Origin of the sequence: Glycomyces rhizosphaerae (assembly GCF_042647865.1) — a bacterium.
Classification (GTDB): Bacteria; Actinomycetota; Actinomycetes; order Mycobacteriales; family Micromonosporaceae; genus Glycomyces; species Glycomyces rhizosphaerae.
Window position 1 is genome coordinate 294,130 of record NZ_JBHRWO010000010.1, and the last position, 17,265, is coordinate 311,394.

Here is a 17,265-nt window from a genome sequence, read left to right on the forward strand (position 1 = left end):
ACGCCACCCAAATCTGGGCTACCAACACCAGAACCTGCAACCGCTGACCAGCGATGTTGGGTGCCGCCAGGTGAAGCCCGGCGGCACCCTGTTTGTTTACTCCCGTTTCAGCCCGTCTACGACAGGAGGAACCAGCACATCAAGAACCCCGTAAGCTGCCACCGCGATCTCCGCCTCAGGTACTTGATCACCATCGTCCAGGGCGATCTCATCAGGTACCACGAAGTACAAGTTCGCGTTCACGTAGAGGTTGTCCAAACTGGTGAACAGTTTGAAAGAGATGACCTTGCTCGCCTGCATGGAGTACGACTGATCCCATTCAATGCTCTGCGAGGTGCCCTGCCACGATTCGAAGTAGGCTGCGGCCGGAAACGCTGAGAAGTCCAAGTCGCCATCGAGATACGTTGAAGCCCACGGAGGCGGCCCCTCCGTAAGAATGAAATCGACAGCCCCGCTTCCGAGGATGATCGACTCAGTCCCGTCCAGAACCTCATATCACACGCAGCCAGAAAGATCGTTGCGCAAGCGACCGCTACGGCCCGTGCGGTCAGGCGAGGAAACCTGGTCACGCCAATACCGCTTCCTGGATACCGGAGCGTCGGTGCGTCCGTACGTCTCACCGGGCAAGCTGGTTCTGGATGTAGGCCCCGACCTCGGCGAGGTAGTCCTCGACAGCGATACCGGACCCACCGATTTCGCCGCCTCCATACGTCAGGAGCGCAACCTTCAGATTGCTGTCGACCGCGTAGCATTCGTAATCGTCGAGTCCAATGCTGCTCGCGCAGTATCCCGATTCGAACCCGGCGATCTCGTCAGTTATGAGAGTCGTAAAGACACTTTCGCTCCGGATGGTTTCGATCATAACGTTGTAGTCGTCGAATTCATCGCCGTCAAGCACATCGATCTTGAGATCAATAGATTGGCGTGTTCCGCCGCTATTCTCGTGGTTCCAGGTCCAAGAACACTGGTACCAGCGACTGTCGCCGTAATCGTCATGCGTGATTCCGGCCTCGGAGAACGAACCTGGATCGAAGACAGCGCTAATGACCTCTGGCTCTGGGGTCCCGAGACAACCTTCGTCCCACGCCGCAGGAAGTTCATACCGGTAGGCTGGCGGCCAGACAAGAATGATGACGGCGACAGCTACTGCAATTGCCGCCAGCACCGCCGTCAGCAAGATAAGTCGATTCCGACTGCGGGTGTTAGTCCGCGTCCGATTCGGGTTAATAGGCGGATTCATGGTAGAAGCTGTCTCCCGAGATCTCATCGCTCCCCGGTGGGGCCGGGATCGCGATCTGGCTAATGCTCCATTCAGAGCGAATCTTCTCAAGATCGTCATGGATCTCCTGATCGGCGGTATCGATGGCACCCTCGATTTCACCCAGAGTAAAGGAGATGCTGTCGAACAACGATTCCCGATCTTGCCCTTTGATCTCCGCGTATGCCTGATCGAACCCGTAGACGCTTGAAATCAAGGACCCGACTCCGCCTGCCGCCGCACCCGTCACCGCCAACGCTGCAGTCGCACCCGCAGCCGCGCCGATGCCGAACCCAGTGGCCACGATGGTGAACACCGCCGCCGTGAGGCCGACTGCGAGTGCCTTCAAGGTCTCTTTGTATTTCGTGATCATCTCGTCGGCGAGACCGATAGTCACTTCTAGTAGATTCTTGACCGCCGCCTTCGATTGCACGACCAGGCTTGTCAAGGAAGCGCATGCGTTGATCTCTGCGGCGAGGAGTGCGGCTTGCCGTGCCTGCGCCGGTTCGTATCCCGTGAAGTAGGTTTCGAATGCTTCGGCGGCGCTGCCGCTCCAACTGCCGATGTTGGTCAGTATGTTCCCTGGGGCACCGTACAGGTCGGCCATGTCGAGGGCGACAGGCTCGAAACGCTCTTGCGCACCTATGAACTGATGTTGATCGATGCCGACGATGCGGCGGCAACGGTTGGGAAGCGAGCCGAGCAGTACGGAGTCCGCGCTGATGATGCTCGCTTCGTTCTGTGCTTGGATCTCTGTGTACAACTGCCAAAACGCCGGACCGGCGATTGGGATCGCCTGAACGGCTGCCGCCGTCCAGAACTGGTCGACGGTCTGCTCGAGGTTGTCGATCTCGTGCATTTTGAGAGCAAGGGTGTACAGGTCGCGCTCGAGGGCTTCCAGGGTGTATTCCTCAGCCATGGCTGGTCTCCTGCGATTTCAGTTTTCTGGGCCCTAGGCCCGCGGCACGGCCTGGTTTCGGCCGTCGGGGTATACCGGGGGCTTCGGCGGGGCCAGGGTCGGGCCCGCGAGGTCGTTGTCCGCGAGGAACGCGTCGAAGTCCGACTGGGTGTCCTCGTCCGATGCCGCGTAGTTGTTCGCGACATCGATCAGGGTCACCGCTGCCGATTCGACGTTTTCGCAGCTCTTCGCGAAGACGTACTGGAGGTCGTCCCGGAGGGCGGTCACGGCTCCGCCGGATCGGAGCGCGCTCTGTCCGCTGCTGACCGTGCCGCCACTGGGGGGTTGGTCGAGGTCGTATTGGGTCGAGTCCTCGAACGCGGAGGAGAACCGGCTGTACTCGTTGGAAAGCGGCCGAAGGCCTTTGGTGGCGACTTCGTAGAGCTCGCCAAGGTCGGCGGCGAACTCGCCGCCTTCCCCGTATGAATCAGGCATGAGGGTGAACTCCGGATGAGGTGCGGGGGGGTGGGCGGTGCGTACATGGGGATCGTCTCTCATGTCGATTTTGGGAGTCGTCGTCAGTTATATCCCAGACGCGTTGCGCGCGGGGTACGCGAGTGATCGGGCGTTCACGGGTTGGACCGGGCGCCAGGGGGTGGGGAAGGGGAAGCGATGCGCCCCACCGGCGGGCCGGTGGGGCGCATGGGTTTTGGGGTTATTCGGTGAGGGTGAACGCTGGGGATTGCCAGTGTTCCCAGTGGGCTGGGTTCGACTCGTCGCCGAGGGCCTTGAGGACCTTGATGTGGAGGGTCCAGTGGCCGGGTTCGAGGGCGTTCGGGTGTTCGGCGAGGAGGTCTTGGAGGTGGATGCCCATGGCGTCGTCCGGGCCAGGGGAGCGTTGGAGGTATTGCTCGGGCTCCCATTCGGTGGTTTCGCCGGTGTCGGTGTTCTCGGCGCTGATCGTCAGTTCGGCGACCTGGTGGCCGAGGAAGACGAGGGCGGCGAGGTCGGGGCCTTCGGTGAGGCTGAAGGTCTCGCCGTCCTCGAAGTCCCGATAGTCGAACTCGTGGGTCTCGGGGTCCTGCCCGACGACGGCCGCGAGTTTCGGGTAGTCGGGGTGGTCGAGGACCGGGATCGCGAGGTAGTCGCCCTGGTAGCCGGAGTAGGCGGCGGTCAGTGATTCGCCGTCGTCAGTGGACCGGGCGGTGATGCGGCCTCCGAAGACGCTCCCGAGCGGCAGGTCCGCGCTCGGTTCCACAGTGACCTGAACGGTCGCCGACTCGCCCGGGTAAAGCTTGAGCGACTTCGGTTCGAAGGTCACCTTCGGTTCGGCCGCATCGAAACCGGGGTCGCGTTCGTCGCCGGTGGTGGCGATCGTGGACCGGTGGGTCAGCGCGTAGGCCCGGGTCGTGCGGTCGCGAGAAGTCAAGGTCAGTTCGAACGTGCGCGGGGCCGTGCCGTCGCCGGTGTTGACGCCCGTGGGGTGGAGGCAGGCCTCGGCGTCGAGGGCGTCGATCACGTTGATGACGCCGGTCCCTTGCCGGTGCGCCGCTTCGAGTTCGCCGAGGTCCGGGTTCTCGCCCCACGCGACCGGCTTGGCGGAGTTGGCCAGTCGCGTGCGGATCTCGCGCGGCTCCAGGCGCGGGTCGTCGCCGATCAGGAGGGCGGCGGCGCCGGCGACGTGCGGTGAGGACATCGAAGTGCCCGAAAGGGATTCGTAGGAGCCGTCGGCCACGGGCACCGTCGACCAGATCCCGCCGCCGGGGGCGGCCAGGTCGGGTTTGAAGGTCAGGTCCGGCGCGGGACCGTAAGCGGTGAACGAGGACGCGAGGCCGCCGCGCGGGAGGTCGACGAGGACGGTGCCGCCGGGGAACTCCAGGACCGGGTTCTTGCCGATGGTCGCCAGGTCGTGCAGGTCCTTGCCGTCGGCGTCGGTGAGGCCGACCGCGGGGACGGGACCGTCCTCGATGCCGCCACCGCCGAAGGGACCCGAGCGGTCGTTGTAGATCACGACACTCGTCGCGCCCTCGGCGACGGCCCGCGCGTACTTCTCCTTGAACGTGCAGGTGCCGCGGACGATGAGCGCGGCCATGCCGTTGACGTCGCCTTCGGAGGCATCGTCGGCGCAGGCGCGGCCGAGCCACACGAGCGGGTCGGTCGCCGCTTCGGGTTCGGGCGTGTCGTCGATGGACCGGTAGCCGATCCGGCGGTCGAGCGCCGGAACGAACGCGGCGTCCATGCGCTGCTTCGGATTGTCGGTGGAGGCCACGGCGATCACGTCTTCGCCGACGCCCGGCGCCGAGCCGGAGTAGACCCCGGCCTCGCCGTCGTTGCCCATCGAGGCCACCACGGTCACGCCCTCTTCGGTGAGCTTGTCGGCCGCTACGGCGGTCGGGTAGCCCGGCCACTGGAACGACTGGCCGAGCGAGAGGTTCACGACGTCCATGCCGTCTTCAAGCGCCGCTTCGAGCGCCTGCATGATGATCTCGGAGCTGGTGGAGCCGTCGCATCCGAAGACCCTGTAGGCGCCGAATTCGACGTCGGGCGCGACGCCGGTGACCTTGCCGTCGGCACCGACGATCCCGGCGACGTGCGTGCCGTGGCCGCCGCAGTCCGCGGGGTCGTCGTCGGGGACGGGTTCGGCGTGTTCAGGGTCGTCGGAGTTGAAGTCGTCGCCGACGAAGTCGGTGCCGTAGGCGACGCGGCAGTCGGAGCCGAAGCAGCCGCCGAGGTCGGGGTGGGTGTAGTCGATGCCGGTGTCGATGATGCCGACCTTGACGCCTTCGCCGGTGACGCCGCGCTCGTGGGCGTCGGCGGCGCGGGTTGTCTGGATGGCTTGGGCCAGTTCGGGTTGCGACTCTTCGGGGGCTTGCTGGTCGCTGACGCGGGCGGGTCCGTTGAAGCGGATGTCGGACCAGACCTGCTCGACGACGTCGAGGCGCCCGAGGCGGTGGGCGGTGGCGGGGTCGGCCTCGACGGAGACGCCGTTCCAGATGCGATCGAAGTCGTGGCGGACGGTGTAGTCGAGTCCTTCGGCGACGGCGTCGAGGGCGGAGGGTCCGGCGCCGGGGGCGAGTTCAAGGAGCCAGACCTGGGACGATTCGTCATCCGGGTTCGCTTGGGCCGCCGGGGCTCCGGACGCGAGCAGCGGCAGGGCGATGGCGGCGGCGAGAATTGCGGTCGGCCGACCTGCGAGGCGGTTGGGTGCGGATCGCAGGCTCGAGTACGCGCGGAAGCCCGGCATCAGGGGTCCCTTTCGATTTGTGCCGGTCGGGAGGGCTTGGGCGCTCCCGACCGGCAGTTATGGCAGGACCTCGATCGTCGGGCATGGCGGTGCTCGAAGCGCGGATTTACCGCTCGGTCGTGTTGCGTGTCGGCCGGTCAGCCGGTGGTGAGGTGGGCGATGGCGAAGCCGATGAGGCCTGCGGCCAGGCCGCCGGAAATGTTCGCGGCGACGTTCCACAGGGCGTGGTGCCAGCGGCCGTCCTCGACCAGGCGGAGTGTCTCGTAGGAGAGGGTGGAGTAGGTGGTGAGGGCGCCGCAGAAGCCGGTGACGAGTAGGGCGGACCAGCCGGGGTCGGCGACGGCCACGACGAGGAACACGGCGAGGCCCGAGCCGAAGACGTTGACCATCAATGTGCCCCAGGGCAGGAAGCGACCCGCGTAGTGCGCGACGACGAGGTCGGTGAGGAATCGCGTGGGCGCGCCCACGGCGGCGCCGGCAGCTATCAGCAGGAGTGTCATGCGGCCTCGCTGCCGCGGCTCCGCGCGACTGCGCGGCGGGTCGCGTACATGCCGAGGGCGGCGGCGAGGAGCGCGGCGGCCATGGTCGCGAACGCGTAGACGACGGCAAGGAGGGTCGTTCCGGCGTTCGCGGCGTGGCCGATGTCGACGATGTAGGTGGAGAACGTGGTGAATCCGCCGAGGATCCCGACGCCGAAGAACGGCCGGATCATCCGGAGGCCGGGGGCGACCTCGGTGACGACGACCATGAGCGCGCCGATGAGCAGTCCGCCGACGGTGTTCGCGATGAACGTCGCGAGGTCGAAGGATCCGGGCGAGGTCGGGAAGGCGACGGTAAGCCCGTACCGGGCGAGCGCCCCGATCGCGCCGCCGAGCGAGACCGCGACCAGCGCGGGGACCGATACGGCGCGCAGCATCTGGCGCAAAGGCGGGCGTTGCGGGTCGGGCATGCCACGAATCTAGCCGCTGGGATTGCGCCAGTGCGGCCGCAGGTATTCCCTCCGGCCGCACCGTATGCGATCACTCACTGACTCTTGCGCCCGTCATGCGAGATCCGTTAGCGTTGGCGGGCGATGAGCTACACAGTTACGAACCAGCATCTGACACGCAGGCGTCACCTCGACTTCTGCCGCGTGTCCACCGTGCTCTGTCGTTAGCTCCGATTCTCTTCACCGGCGGGCTCGCCGATGTATTCCTCTCTCCGCTGGGTTTGAGCCCATGCCAGCGTCTCCTTGAACGCCCCGCAGCCGCGCGTCCCCGTCGTGCGCTGTCCGCTCAGAATCCAAGAGGTTCACCATGTCCGCAACCGCGGAAGCTTCCGAAGCCGTGAAGCGCAAACGCTTCAAGATCCCGTTCGCCTGGCAGCTCCTGATCGGCCTCGTGCTCGGCCTGGTCCTCGGCTACGTCGCCCGCGAATGGTCCGTCGCCTGGCTCGGCACCACACTCGAGACGATCGGGGAGCTGTTCGTGCAGCTCCTGTTCCTGATCGTGCCGTTCCTGGTGTTCACCGCGATCGTCGCCTCGATCGCGAACCTGCGCAACCTCGCGAACGCCGGCCGCCTGGTCGCCAAGACCCTCGGCTGGTTCGCGCTCACCTCCGCGATCGCGGTGGCCATCGGCCTCGCGATCGGTCTGTCCACGAATCCCGGTGAGGGCGTGACGCTCACGAGTTCGGCGGCCGCGCCGGAGACCACCGGTTCGTGGACGGACTTCCTCACCGGCATCATCCCGACGAACGTGGTCTACGCGTTCGTGAACGTCAACGTGCTGCAGATCGTGTTCCTCGCGATCGTGGTCGGCGCGGCGGCGGCGAAGCTCGGCGACAAGGCCGAGCCGTTCCTGAAGTTCAACGCTTCGGCGCTGGCGCTGATCCAGAAGGCCCTGTGGTGGGTGATCCGCTTGGCGCCCATCGGTACCGCGGCGCTGATCGGCAATGCGGTGTTCGCGTACGGCTGGGATCTGCTGGAGCCGCTCGCGGTGTTCAGCATCGACATCTACGCGGCCGCGCTCATCGTGATGTTCGTGGTCTACCCGGTGCTGCTGCGCCTGGTCGCGAAGGTCTCGCCGCTGCAGTTCTACCGGAAGGCGTGGCCGGCGGTCCAGTTCGCGTTCGTGTCGCGCTCGTCGGTGGGCACGCTGCCGCTGGCGCAGCGGATCGTCACGGAGCGGCTCGGGGTGGCGCGCGACTACGCGTCGTTCGCGTCGCCGTTCGGTGCGACCACGAAGATGGACGGTTGCGCCGCGATCTACCCGGCGATCGCCGCGATCTTCGTGGCGCAGGTCTACGGCGTGCCCCTGGGCATCCAGGACTACCTGCTCATCGCGTTCGTCTCGGTGATCGGTTCGGCGGCGACGGCGGGCCTGACCGGCGCGACCGTGATGCTGACGCTGACCCTGTCGACGCTGGGCCTGCCCCTGGAGGGCGTGGGTCTGCTGCTGGCGATCGACCCGATCATGGACATGATCCGCACGGCCACGAACGTGACCGGGCAGATGGTGGTGCCGGTGATCGTGGCGAAGTCGGAGAAGATCCTCGACCGCGAGGTGTACGACGCCGCGCCGGTCCCGTTGGACGCCGAGTCCGCGTTCGGCGGTGCGGAGGAGCCGGCCCGCAAGGGCGAGCCCGCGCTGCAGCCCGCTTAAGGCTTTATTCTCTCCTGATAGATCGGGGGGTCGGTCCGCACAAGGACCGGCCCCCCGTTTCGCGTTCGCGCGTCAGGGATTCGCTTCGATGTACTGCTCGAGGCCGTCGAGGACGCGGTCGAGCCCGAACTCGAAGTGGTCGAACATGTCGGTGACCTTGTCGGGTTCGGCGAGGCGGGCGAGGTGGGGGAAGCGCGCGCGTATCGCCGGGTCGGCGAGGAAGCTGAAGAACTGGGTGTCCCCTTCGGCGCCGTTGATCTCGGGGCGGACGGCGCCGAGGGCGAAGCAGTCGACGGTGAGCACGGCGGTGAGCCCGAGCTCGACGGGCATGCCGACGGCGGTGAGGCGCCCGATGACGGTGTCGACCCAGGCGGCCTCGCCCGGGCCCATGGTCCGTTCGGAGGTGGCGACCGTGAGCGCCCAGGGGTGGGTGGTGAAGAGGTCGCGGACGCCCAGTCCCCAGTGGCGCAGGATCTGCCGCCAGTGGTCGGCTTCGGGAAGGGGCGCGGGCCCGGCCAGCAGCGAGTCGTACATGAGGAGGACGAGTTCGTCCTTGCCGGGGACGTGGCGGTAGAGGGACATGACGCCGCTGCCGAGCCGCTCGGCGAGGTGCTTCATCGAGACTTTCTGGAGCCCTTCGGCATCGGCGATGGCGACGGCTTCGGCGACGATCCGCTCCCGGCTGAGTCCGGCGGGCCTGCCGCGCGCGTTCCGGGTCGCCTCGCCCCAGAGCAGCTCGAATTCGGCTTGTCCCACTGGTGTGTCCCTTCCGCTCGCGTCCCGTTCCGCAGCCTACGTCGCGGCTCGGTGCGCACGGCACCCGTCAGTCGTGCGTATGATGTACGCTAATAAGCGTATCGCATACGCATCGATCGGACCCCAAGATCGGAGACCCCCGTGTCCGAGCCGACCCTCCTCACCCACCCCGAACCCGAATCCCCGCCCGCCCAGGCGAAACCGAAGTGGTACCGCCGCCCCTGGATCGTCCCGCTGTTCGTGATCGTGGGCCTCTTCGTGGCCGCGCGGCTGCCCTCCTACCTCACCTTCGACACCAGCGACTCGCTCGTCGAACTCCAGAGCGCCTTCCCCGAGACCCACTACCTGATGCTCTCCGGGCACATCCTGTTCGGCTCGATCGCGATCATCACCTGCTCGATGCAGGTGTGGCCGTGGCTGCGGCAGCACCACCCGAAGGTGCACCGGATCTCCGGCCGCGTCTACGTCTTCGCCGGCGTCGTTCCGTCCGGGTTGTTCGCACTGGTCGTCAGCATCCTCTCGGTGATCGGCCCCGCGGGCAAGATCGGGAACGTCTTCCTCGCGCTCCTGTGGTTCGCCGTCACCTTCACCGGGCTGGTCGCGGCCCGGCGCCGCCGCTACCAGGAGCACCGCCGCTGGATGATCCGCAGCTTCGCCCTGTGCGTCTCCATTGTGGTCAACCGGGTGTGGCTCGTGCTGTTCATGCTGGCGCTCATGCCGTTCCTGGACGGCTACTACGGCGGCGACATCGACCCGCTCATCGAGGACGCGGCCGTCGCCTCGATCTGGACGAGCTGGGTCGTCAACCTGATGATCGCCCAATGGTGGCTGGACCGGAAGCCGAGGCGCCGCGCCCGCACGCCGCAGCCCGCCTGACCTCACTGGAAACCCGGCAGGACGGGGCGCCTCGGCACCCCGTCCTGCCACCAAAGTCGTAGTCGGTGATCGAGGCCTGCCACCTTCGGCGCGGGCCGACGTGCGCCTCCGGTCGCGCTGCCGGAGGGCGAAAGTCCATGCCGCAGAAGGATGTTTTCGCACCCGCCGCGCGCGAACCTGAGAACATGCACACCACCGCCGCGACGGCCGCGCCCGCCGCCGAAACCGCACCAGCCGCGAGACGGCTCCCGCTCCTCGACGTCCTGCGCGGCGTCGCCATCGTCGGCACCCTCGGCACGAACATCTGGCTCTTCACCTCCGCTCACGGCGAGGCGGGGCCGCTCATCGGCTTCGGCGTCACCAGCGGCGGCATCGTCGGCGGCGCACTCCAGTTCCTCGCCAACGGCAAGTTCCTGTCCATGCTCACCGTCCTCTTCGGCGTCGGTCTCGCCATCCAGTACCGCTCCGCGGAGAAGAAGGGCCGCCGCTGGCCGGGCCGCTACCACTGGCGAGCCCTGTTCCTCTTCGCCGAAGGCACGATCCACTTCATCCTGGTGTTCGCCTGGGACGTCCTCATGGGCTACGCCGTCACCGCGATCATCGTGGCGTGGATGCTCAAACGCTCCCAGCGCGCCCAGAACGCCCTCATGTGGACCGCGCTCGGCCTGCACCTCACCCTGATGGGGCTGATCACGGCCGCGATGTTCTCCGGCCCCGGGATCGCCCCGGAGCCGAACCCCGAGGTCCAGGCGCTCTACGTCTCCGGTTCGTGGATCGAGCAGGTCCAGTTCCGCCTCGACAACGCCCTGGCCTTCCGCATCGAACCGGTCGTCACGCTGCCGCTGCTCGTGTTCCTGTTCCTGTTGGGCGTCAGGCTCTTCCGCGCCGGTGCGTTCGGAGCCGAAGCGCAGGGGAGCCGGATCCGCCGCAGGCTGCTGTGGTGGGGCCTGGGGATCGGCGTCCCGCTCAACCTCGCCTTGATGAACGGCCCCGATCAGCTGTTCTTCCTCGAGCGGTACGCGGCCGCGCCGGTGGTCATGCTCGGATACATCGGCCTGATCGGCCTCATCGTGGAGAAGATGCGGCGCGGGATCGTCATGTCCGCCTTCGAAAGCCTGGGCCGCACCGCGCTCAGCGGCTACATCCTCCAGAACCTCATCGCGTCGGCGGTCTGCTACGGCTGGGGCCTCGGGCTCGCCGCGAAGTACGGATCGAACGCGTGGTTCGTGGCCGGGCTCTGGCTCGCCATCGCCCTGGTCCTGCTCGTCGGCGCCCGGCTGTGGCTGCGGCGCTTCTCGACCGGCCCTGCCGAGATGCTCCAGAAGGCCGTCCTTCGTTAGGACGCACAGCAAAAGGTGCGGGCCGGCGAACCGGCCCGCACCTCCCCCTCTTTGCCGCGGCCGCTATGCGGCGACCGCGACCCGGTCGCGAGCAGCGCGACGTCTGAAGTACGTGACCAAGGGCCACAATGCGATGACGGCGATCACCGCGTAGATCGTCCAGGACACCGGACCGCCGACGAGACCGGACAGGTCCCCGCCAGAAAGCTGCAGCGACATGCGCGCCTGGCGCTCGGCCATCGGGCCGAGGATGAGGCCGACGATCAACGGCAGCACCGGCAGCCCGAACCGGCGCATGGCCAGACCGATCAGCCCGAGCGTGAGCAGCAGGAACAGGTCGAACGGCTGCGCGTTGACCGCATAGGCGCCCATCGACGCGAAGAACAGGATCCCCGCGTACAGGTACGGCTTGGGAATCCGCAGCAGCTTGACCCACACCGGGATGAGCGGCAGGTTGAGCACCAGCAGCATCACGTTGCCCACGAACAGGCTCGCGATGAGCGTCCACACCAGCGCCGACTCCTTCTCGAACAGGAGCGGTCCCGGCTGGATCCCGTAGTTCTGGAACGCCGCCAGCATCACCGCGGCGGTCGCGTTCACGGGCAGGCCGAGCGCCAGCATCGGCACCATCGTGCCCGCGGCCGAAGCGTTGTTCGCCGCCTCCGGACCGGCGACGCCCTCGATCGCCCCGTGGCCGAACTCCTCCTTGTGCTTGGAGAAGCGCCGCTCGGTGATGTACGAGAGGAAGGTCGGGAGTTCGGCACCGCCTGCGGGCACCGCACCGAACGGGAACCCGAGCGCCGAACCGCGCAGCCACGGACCCCACGACCGCTTCCAGTCCGACTTGCCCATCCACACCTTGCCGACCGGGATGACGTCGTCGGCGCCCGCCTTGAGGCGCGCGGCCGTCCACAGTGCTTCACCGACCGCGAAGATGCCGACGGCGACGATGATGATGTCGACGCCGCTGGCCAGTTCGTCGACCCCGTATGTGAGGCGCTGCTGCCCGGTCACCGCGTCGATCCCGATCGTGCCGATCATCAGGCCGACCAGGAGCGAAGCGAAACCGCGGATCCGCGAGGAGCCGAGCACCGAGGCGGTCGCGAGGAGCGCGAGCATCATGATCGCGAAGTAGTCCGGTGCCCCCAGCGTGATCGCGAACTGGACGGTGATCGGCGTGACGAACACCAGGGCCAGCGTCGCGATCGTCCCGGCGATGAACGAGCCGATCGCGGCCGTGGCCAGGGCTTGCCCGCCCCGGCCGTTCTTCGCCATCTTGAAGCCCTCCAGCACGGTGACCACAGAGGACGATTGGCCGGGGGTGTTGAGCAGGATCGAGGTCGTCGAGCCGCCGTACATGCCGCCGTAGAAGATCCCGCCGAACATGATGAACGCCTGGGTCGGCTCCATCCCGTACGTGATCGGCAGCAGCAGCGCGACCGCCATGGCGGTGCCGAGGCCGGGAAGGACGCCGACCGCGGTGCCGATGGTGACGCCGATGAGGGCGATGAGCAGGTTGCCGGGAGTCAGGATCGCGGCGAAGCCGTCCATCAGGGCATTGAGGTTGTCCATGGTGCGGCCTTCCTAGAGGATTCCCTGGAGGACGCCGGCCGGCAGGCCGACGCCCAACCCGATGGCGAATCCATAGAACGTGGCCAGGGACAGGGCGACCGCGGCCCCCAGCGCGATGAAGTAGCGCCGGGAACCGAGCACGATCGCGGCACCCCAGAACAGGAGCGCGCCGGAGATGACCCAGCCGAGCCAGTCGATGAGGAGTGCGTTGGCGATGAACACCGCGCAGAGCAGGCCGATGGTCTTCCAGTCGAAGTTCCCGTCGTCCTCCCCGTTCTCGGCCTCGCCTCGGCCGCCCCGGAGGACGTCGAGCGCATAGAACGCGGCGACGGCGAACAGGAGGATGCCGAGGATGATCGGGACCGGTTTGGGCCCGATCGGGTCGTTCGAAGCCGTGAAGCCGCCCAGGCGGGAGGCGTCGACGATGGCGAGGACGCCGAGGATCACGAGGAAGCCGCAGACCCACAGTTGGCTGAGGTCGCGTTTCGGCGGCGCGGTCGCGACCGCGCCCTCCTCGACGCCGCCCAGCGCCGCGTCGGCGACGTCGGGATCGCGCCCGACCTCCTCGGCGGTGCGCGCGGTGCTCTCGTCGGACATGGTCACACCAGGCCCAACCGCTCGAGCGTGTCGGCGACCATCTGGTCCTGCTCCTCGAGGAAGGTCCCGAAGTCCTCGCCGGTGACGAACGCGTCGGTCCAGCCCTGCTTCTCAAGCTCGTCCTGCCAGGCCGTCGAGTCGTGCATGGCGGTGAGCGCGTCGATCCACTTGTCGCGGTCGGCGTCCTCGATCTCGGGCGGGGCGACCCAGCCGCGCCAGTTCGTGAACTCGAGGTCGATGCCGGATTCGGCGAACGTGGGGGCGTCGGGGACGACCGCGACGCGCTCAGAGCCGGAGACGGCGAGGACGCGCAGCTGCCCGGCGTCGATCTGGTCGATGAACTCGCCGACGCCGCTGGCGCCGAAGGAGACCTTCTCGCCGAGGAGCGCGGGCAGGAGTTCACCGCCGCCGTCGTAGGTGACGTAGTTGACCTTGGTCGGGTCGATGCCGACCGCGCCGGCGAGCTGCATCGGCAGCAGGTGGTCGGGGCCGCCGGGGGAGGAGCCGCCGCCGACCGTGACGCCGGAGAGGTCGGCCGCCCAGGCGGTGACGAGGTCGTCGATGGTCTGGAACGGGGAGGCGGTGGGCACCACGATGGCACCGGATTCCTCGACGAGCTTCGCGATCGGGGTGGTCCCGGTCAGCTTCGCCTCGGAGTTCTGGGTGTACGAGGCGCCGACGACGCCCAGGCCCATCTGCATCACGAGGTCGCCGTTGCCCGATTCGCTCACGGTCCGCTGGAGCCCGACGGTGCCGCCGGCGCCTTCGAGGTTGAACACCTCGATGCCCTTGGCGATCTGCTCGTCCTCCATGATGCGGCCGATGGAGCGGGCGGTGGTGTCGTAGCCGCCGCCGGGGCTGTTGGGGACCATGATGCGCAGACCGGTGAGGGGGCCGCTGTCGCTCGTGCTGTCGTCGGCGGTCATGCCGCAGGCCGATGCCGCTGCCGCGACAGGGACGGCCGCCGCGGCGCTGAGGAAGGCCCTCCGGTGAATTTTCATCGTGGTTACTCTTTCGTTTCGAGGGTGTGTGAGAGACGATGGTCACCCTGGCGCGGCCCCGACGTCAGCCTTGTGTCCGTAACGATCATTGAGTTCATTGTGTTCAGGTCCCCGAAACGCCCGACCCTCGCCGGCCAGCTGCTCGTCTTCCAGCTGACGGTGATCCTCGTGGTGCTCGCCGCCGTCGCCGGCGTCTCGCTCGCGCAGTCCCAGTCGGTGTTCGCGATCGAGCAGGGCCGGCGCGTCACGCAGCTCGCCGAGAGCCTCGCCGCCTCCGACCTCGTGCGCGGGCGCCTTCCCGCACCGGCCCCCGCGCAGACGCTCGCGCCCGAGATCCAGAGCAGCCTGGAGCGCTGGCAGGTCTCCTCGGTGACGATCGCCGACGCCGCCGGTGAGGTCGTCGCCTCCACGAACCCGCTGCTCATCGGCACCGAGCTGCCGCTCGCCGACGGCGTGCTCGAAGGCCGCGGCTGGCGGGGCGAGATCGAACTCGGCGGGCGCACCGAGCTGGTCGGCCAGGCGCCCGTGCTCGGCCCCGAGGACGGGGACGAGGGCCCGGTCGTGCAGCTCGGCGTCGCCGTCGTCGGCCAGGAGGTGCCCTCCCCGGGCGCGCTGCTCGCCGGGGACAGCCCCGACCTGCTCCTGTACCTCGGCATCGCCTCGACGCTCGGTGTCGCCGGATCCTGGATGCTCGCCCGCCGCATCAAGCGGCAGACGTTCGGCATGGAGCCGCGCGAGATCGCGGGCCTCGCCGAGCACCGCGAGGCGATGCTGTACGGCATCGCCGAAGGCGTGGTCGCGCTCGACCTGCAGCATCGCGTCACCCTCGTCAACGACGTCGCCCGGCGCCTCCTCGACCTCCCTGAGAGCGCCGTCGGCCGCACGCTCGGCGAGCTCGACCTGACCGCCCGCCTGCGCGACGTCCTCACCGGCACCGCTGACGGACCCGACCAGGTCGTCCTCCAGGGCAACCGCGTCCTCGTCGTCAACCGTATGCCCGTCGCCAAGGACGGCCGCAGCCTCGGCTCGGTCGCCACTCTCCGCGACCGCACCGAACTCGCCCAGCTCGAACGCGACCTCGGGTCCTTCCGGTCCACCGCCGAAGCCCTTCGCGCCCAGGCCCACGAATTCGACAACAAGCTCCACACCATCTCCGGGCTCATCCAGATCGGCGAGCAGGAGGAGGTCGTCCAGTACATCGACGCGCTCAACCGGCACCGCCGGTCCCTCGACCTCTCGATCGCCGAACCGATCCGGGACAAGGCCATCGCGGCGCTGCTCATGGCGAAGTCCGCGCAGGCCTCCGAGCGGCGCGTCCGCCTCGACATGGTCGACGGGAGCGCCCTCGGTCCGCTCGAGCCCGAGGACTCCGCGGACGTCGGCACCGTCCTGGGCAACCTCGTCGACAACGCCGTCGAGGCCGCGGCCCGCCACGCCGACGACGCGCCCCTTCCGCGCCGCAGCGACAGCGACGGCTGGGTCGCCGTCGACATCCGCGAATCCGAAGGGGCCGTGCGCATCACCGTCCACGACTCCGGCCCGGGCGTCCCGCTTGACACCGCGGGCGAGGTCTTCGCGCACGGCTACACGACCAAGGCCGCCGGGGGCGAGCACGGCATCGGACTTGCGCTCACGAAGCTCGTGTGCGAGCATCACGGCGGCTCGGTGACCTTGGAGAACACCGCGCATGGCGCCCGCTTCACCGCGGTCCTGCCACTCGCGGCCGCTCCCGCCGCCCGCCTCGAGCTCCCCATTGGTGAGGAACCGACATGATCGATGTGCTGGTCGTCGACGACGACTTCCGGCTGGTCAACATCCACCGCGGCTTCGTCGAACGCACCCCCGGATTCCGGGCCGTCGCCTGCGCCCGAACCGGCGAGGAGACCATGGCCGCGATCGTCGAGCACCAGCCCGACCTGGTGCTCCTCGACCTGTACCTGCCCGACGTGTTCGGACTCGACCTGCTGCGGCGCATGCGCGCCGAAGGCCACGAATGCGACGTCATGGTGATCTCGGCGGCCCGCGAGGCCGAGGCCGTGCGCGCCGCAGTGCGTCTCGGCGTCGTCGCCTACCTGCTGAAACCCTTCAGCTTCGACGAATTCGAGGAGCGCCTGGAGCAGTACGCGAACCGGCGGGCGGGCCTCGCCGCGGCGGCCGTCCGCGACCAGGCGGACGTCGACCGCGCCTTCGACCGGCCCCCGACCGGATCGATCGCCATGTTGCCCAAAGGGTTCAGCAACGAGACCGCGAAACTGGTGGAAGGTGCGCTGCGGGAGGCCGAGAGCTCGCTGTCGGCAGCCGAATGCGCGGAGCGGATCGGCGTCTCCAGGGTGAGCGCCCGCCGCTACCTCGAGCAGCTCGCCGAGACCGGCCGGGCCGAGGTCGCGTTGAAGTACGCGGGCCGGGGCCGCCCGGAGCGCCGCTACCGCTGGCGCCGGCCGGACGGCCCGCGGGCCTAGGGCGCGGTGGTGACACCCTCGCCGGCCGGGTTCACCACCCACCAGATGTCCTGCACGCCCTGGCCCGTCGTATCGCCCGGCGCGGCGTCCTTGGCGTAGTAGTACAGCGGGTGGTCGTTGTAGGTGACCTGCATGGACCCGTCAGTGCGCTCGGTCGTGCCGATGAGCGCCTCGTCCACGCCGTCGCCGGCGGCGACGTCCTCAGTGTCGGTCAGGAGCGGCGGCCAGGCGGTCGCGCACGTGTCGTAGCAGGTCGACTCGCTGGTCGTGTCGGGCGTGAACAGGTAGAGCGTCATCCCGTCGTTGTCGACCAGGAACTCCCCGAGCGTGTCGTCGGTCGCCGTGGCGAGCGACACCGCGGCCGCGGCCGTGCCGGTGTCAGTGGGTGACTGCTCGGCCTCGGAGGTGGCCCCGCCGTAGGGCCCGGTGTCGTCGCCGGAGTCGGCGTCCCCGCAAGCCGCGGCGCCGAGCATGAGAAGCGCGGCCGCCGCGAAGGCGCACGCACGCTGGTATTTCATCGATCTGGTCATGGAGGGAGCGTAGGCAGCGAAAGGCCGGGGCCGGGGGATTTTCGCCCACTCTCGACCGTCCCGCGCCGCCCCGCGCTGCTCTGAGCGGATCC

The 17,265-nt window shown here is 68.2% G+C and carries 17 protein-coding genes; 5 read left to right on the forward strand and 12 right to left on the reverse strand.

Translation table 11 applies throughout. The features are described 5' to 3' along the window. Positions 1 to 96: 96 nt before the first annotated feature. The 7 genes from ACFO8M_RS11020 to ACFO8M_RS11050 all read right to left on the reverse strand — a co-directional run bounded on the left by ACFO8M_RS11020 (position 97) and on the right by ACFO8M_RS11050 (position 6,349). A complete protein-coding gene (locus ACFO8M_RS11020) occupies positions 97 to 387 on the reverse strand; it encodes a hypothetical protein (RefSeq protein ID WP_387974656.1) in 291 nt (96 codons plus the stop codon). Positions 388 to 616: 229 nt separating this feature from the next. Next, the gene (locus ACFO8M_RS11025) at positions 617 to 1,177 is read right to left on the reverse strand and encodes a hypothetical protein (protein ID WP_387974659.1); all 561 of its coding nucleotides are present in this window, start codon (positions 1,175 to 1,177) and stop codon (positions 617 to 619) included. A 46-nt stretch (positions 1,178 to 1,223) separates the two neighbouring features. Continuing rightward, complete coding sequence (locus ACFO8M_RS11030; protein ID WP_387974661.1) at positions 1,224 to 2,177, reverse strand: hypothetical protein; 954 nt, start codon at positions 2,175 to 2,177, stop codon at positions 1,224 to 1,226. Between the two features lie 33 nt (positions 2,178 to 2,210). Then, the gene (locus ACFO8M_RS11035) at positions 2,211 to 2,651 is read right to left on the reverse strand and encodes a hypothetical protein (protein ID WP_387974664.1); all 441 of its coding nucleotides are present in this window, start codon (positions 2,649 to 2,651) and stop codon (positions 2,211 to 2,213) included. A gap of 220 nt (positions 2,652 to 2,871) precedes the next feature. Continuing rightward, a complete protein-coding gene (locus tag ACFO8M_RS11040; protein ID WP_387974667.1) occupies positions 2,872 to 5,400 on the reverse strand; it encodes a S8 family serine peptidase in 2,529 nt (842 codons plus the stop codon). A 137-nt stretch (positions 5,401 to 5,537) separates the two neighbouring features. Further along, entirely contained in the window at positions 5,538 to 5,900 is a 363-nt protein-coding gene (locus ACFO8M_RS11045) for a fluoride efflux transporter FluC (RefSeq protein ID WP_387974670.1), read from the reverse strand. Further along, positions 5,897 to 6,349, reverse strand: coding sequence for a fluoride efflux transporter FluC (locus ACFO8M_RS11050; protein WP_387974673.1), 453 nt, complete (start codon positions 6,347 to 6,349; stop codon positions 5,897 to 5,899). Before ACFO8M_RS11050 ends, ACFO8M_RS11045 begins: the two co-directional genes overlap by 4 nt. Positions 6,350 to 6,695: 346 nt before the next feature. Between ACFO8M_RS11050 and ACFO8M_RS11055 the strand changes: the two genes are divergently transcribed. Further along, a complete protein-coding gene (locus tag ACFO8M_RS11055; RefSeq protein ID WP_387974676.1) occupies positions 6,696 to 8,042 on the forward strand; it encodes a dicarboxylate/amino acid:cation symporter in 1,347 nt (448 codons plus the stop codon). A gap of 72 nt (positions 8,043 to 8,114) precedes the next feature. Here ACFO8M_RS11055 and ACFO8M_RS11060 read toward each other — a convergent pair whose 3' ends face one another. Beyond that, positions 8,115 to 8,798 (reverse strand): TetR/AcrR family transcriptional regulator, encoded by a 684-nt coding sequence (locus ACFO8M_RS11060; RefSeq protein WP_387974679.1) that lies wholly within the window; start codon positions 8,796 to 8,798, stop codon positions 8,115 to 8,117. A 141-nt stretch (positions 8,799 to 8,939) separates the two neighbouring features. On the opposite strand from ACFO8M_RS11060, the gene ACFO8M_RS11065 reads away from it, so the two are divergent. Further along, a complete protein-coding gene (locus tag ACFO8M_RS11065; RefSeq protein WP_387974680.1) occupies positions 8,940 to 9,674 on the forward strand; it encodes a DUF2306 domain-containing protein in 735 nt (244 codons plus the stop codon). A 185-nt stretch (positions 9,675 to 9,859) separates the two neighbouring features. After that, positions 9,860 to 11,014 (forward strand): DUF418 domain-containing protein, encoded by a 1,155-nt coding sequence (locus tag ACFO8M_RS11070; protein WP_387974683.1) that lies wholly within the window; start codon positions 9,860 to 9,862, stop codon positions 11,012 to 11,014. Between the two features lie 63 nt (positions 11,015 to 11,077). Here ACFO8M_RS11070 and ACFO8M_RS11075 read toward each other — a convergent pair whose 3' ends face one another. From ACFO8M_RS11075 to ACFO8M_RS11085, 3 genes are read right to left on the reverse strand one after another with little or no spacing between them, the layout of a single operon-like run. After that, positions 11,078 to 12,586, reverse strand: a complete 1,509-nt coding sequence (locus ACFO8M_RS11075; RefSeq protein ID WP_387974686.1) for a tripartite tricarboxylate transporter permease — start codon at positions 12,584 to 12,586, stop codon at positions 11,078 to 11,080. Between the two features lie 12 nt (positions 12,587 to 12,598). After that, a complete protein-coding gene (locus ACFO8M_RS11080) occupies positions 12,599 to 13,183 on the reverse strand; it encodes a tripartite tricarboxylate transporter TctB family protein (RefSeq protein WP_387974689.1) in 585 nt (194 codons plus the stop codon). 2 nt (positions 13,184 to 13,185) lie between these two features. Further along, the gene (locus ACFO8M_RS11085) at positions 13,186 to 14,184 is read right to left on the reverse strand and encodes a Bug family tripartite tricarboxylate transporter substrate binding protein (protein ID WP_387974692.1); all 999 of its coding nucleotides are present in this window, start codon (positions 14,182 to 14,184) and stop codon (positions 13,186 to 13,188) included. Positions 14,185 to 14,280: 96 nt separating this feature from the next. Here ACFO8M_RS11085 and ACFO8M_RS11090 point away from each other — a divergent pair, with 96 nt between their 5' ends. Both ACFO8M_RS11090 and ACFO8M_RS11095 read left to right on the forward strand, forming a co-directional pair. Beyond that, positions 14,281 to 15,957: a sensor histidine kinase gene (locus ACFO8M_RS11090; protein WP_387976336.1), complete on the forward strand. Its 1,677-nt coding sequence runs from the start codon at positions 14,281 to 14,283 to the stop codon at positions 15,955 to 15,957. Beyond that, entirely contained in the window at positions 15,954 to 16,643 is a 690-nt protein-coding gene (locus tag ACFO8M_RS11095) for a response regulator (RefSeq protein WP_387974695.1), read from the forward strand. Before ACFO8M_RS11090 ends, ACFO8M_RS11095 begins: the two co-directional genes overlap by 4 nt. Here ACFO8M_RS11095 and ACFO8M_RS11100 read toward each other — a convergent pair. After that, the gene (locus tag ACFO8M_RS11100; RefSeq protein ID WP_387974698.1) at positions 16,640 to 17,173 is read right to left on the reverse strand and encodes a COG4315 family predicted lipoprotein; all 534 of its coding nucleotides are present in this window, start codon (positions 17,171 to 17,173) and stop codon (positions 16,640 to 16,642) included. The genes ACFO8M_RS11095 and ACFO8M_RS11100 overlap by 4 nt on opposite strands. Positions 17,174 to 17,265 lie beyond the last annotated feature (92 nt).

Excerpts from the sequence above, each read along its gene's own strand:
- ACFO8M_RS11030 (WP_387974661.1), bottom strand. The coding sequence starts at position 2,177 with ATGGCTGAGGAATACACCCTGGAAGCCCTCGAGCGCGACCTGTACACC.
- ACFO8M_RS11035 (WP_387974664.1), bottom strand. The coding sequence starts at position 2,651 with ATGCCTGATTCATACGGGGAAGGCGGCGAGTTCGCCGCCGACCTTGGC.
- ACFO8M_RS11040 (WP_387974667.1), bottom strand. The coding sequence starts at position 5,400 with ATGCCGGGCTTCCGCGCGTACTCGAGCCTGCGATCCGCACCCAACCGC.
- ACFO8M_RS11045 (WP_387974670.1), bottom strand. The coding sequence starts at position 5,900 with ATGACACTCCTGCTGATAGCTGCCGGCGCCGCCGTGGGCGCGCCCACG.
- ACFO8M_RS11050 (WP_387974673.1), bottom strand. The coding sequence starts at position 6,349 with ATGCCCGACCCGCAACGCCCGCCTTTGCGCCAGATGCTGCGCGCCGTA.
- ACFO8M_RS11055 (WP_387974676.1), top strand. The coding sequence starts at position 6,696 with ATGTCCGCAACCGCGGAAGCTTCCGAAGCCGTGAAGCGCAAACGCTTC.
- ACFO8M_RS11070 (WP_387974683.1), top strand. The coding sequence starts at position 9,860 with ATGCACACCACCGCCGCGACGGCCGCGCCCGCCGCCGAAACCGCACCA.
- ACFO8M_RS11075 (WP_387974686.1), bottom strand. The coding sequence starts at position 12,586 with ATGGACAACCTCAATGCCCTGATGGACGGCTTCGCCGCGATCCTGACT.
- ACFO8M_RS11080 (WP_387974689.1), bottom strand. The coding sequence starts at position 13,183 with ATGTCCGACGAGAGCACCGCGCGCACCGCCGAGGAGGTCGGGCGCGAT.
- ACFO8M_RS11085 (WP_387974692.1), bottom strand. The coding sequence starts at position 14,184 with ATGAAAATTCACCGGAGGGCCTTCCTCAGCGCCGCGGCGGCCGTCCCT.
- ACFO8M_RS11095 (WP_387974695.1), top strand. The coding sequence starts at position 15,954 with ATGATCGATGTGCTGGTCGTCGACGACGACTTCCGGCTGGTCAACATC.
- ACFO8M_RS11100 (WP_387974698.1), bottom strand. The coding sequence starts at position 17,173 with ATGACCAGATCGATGAAATACCAGCGTGCGTGCGCCTTCGCGGCGGCC.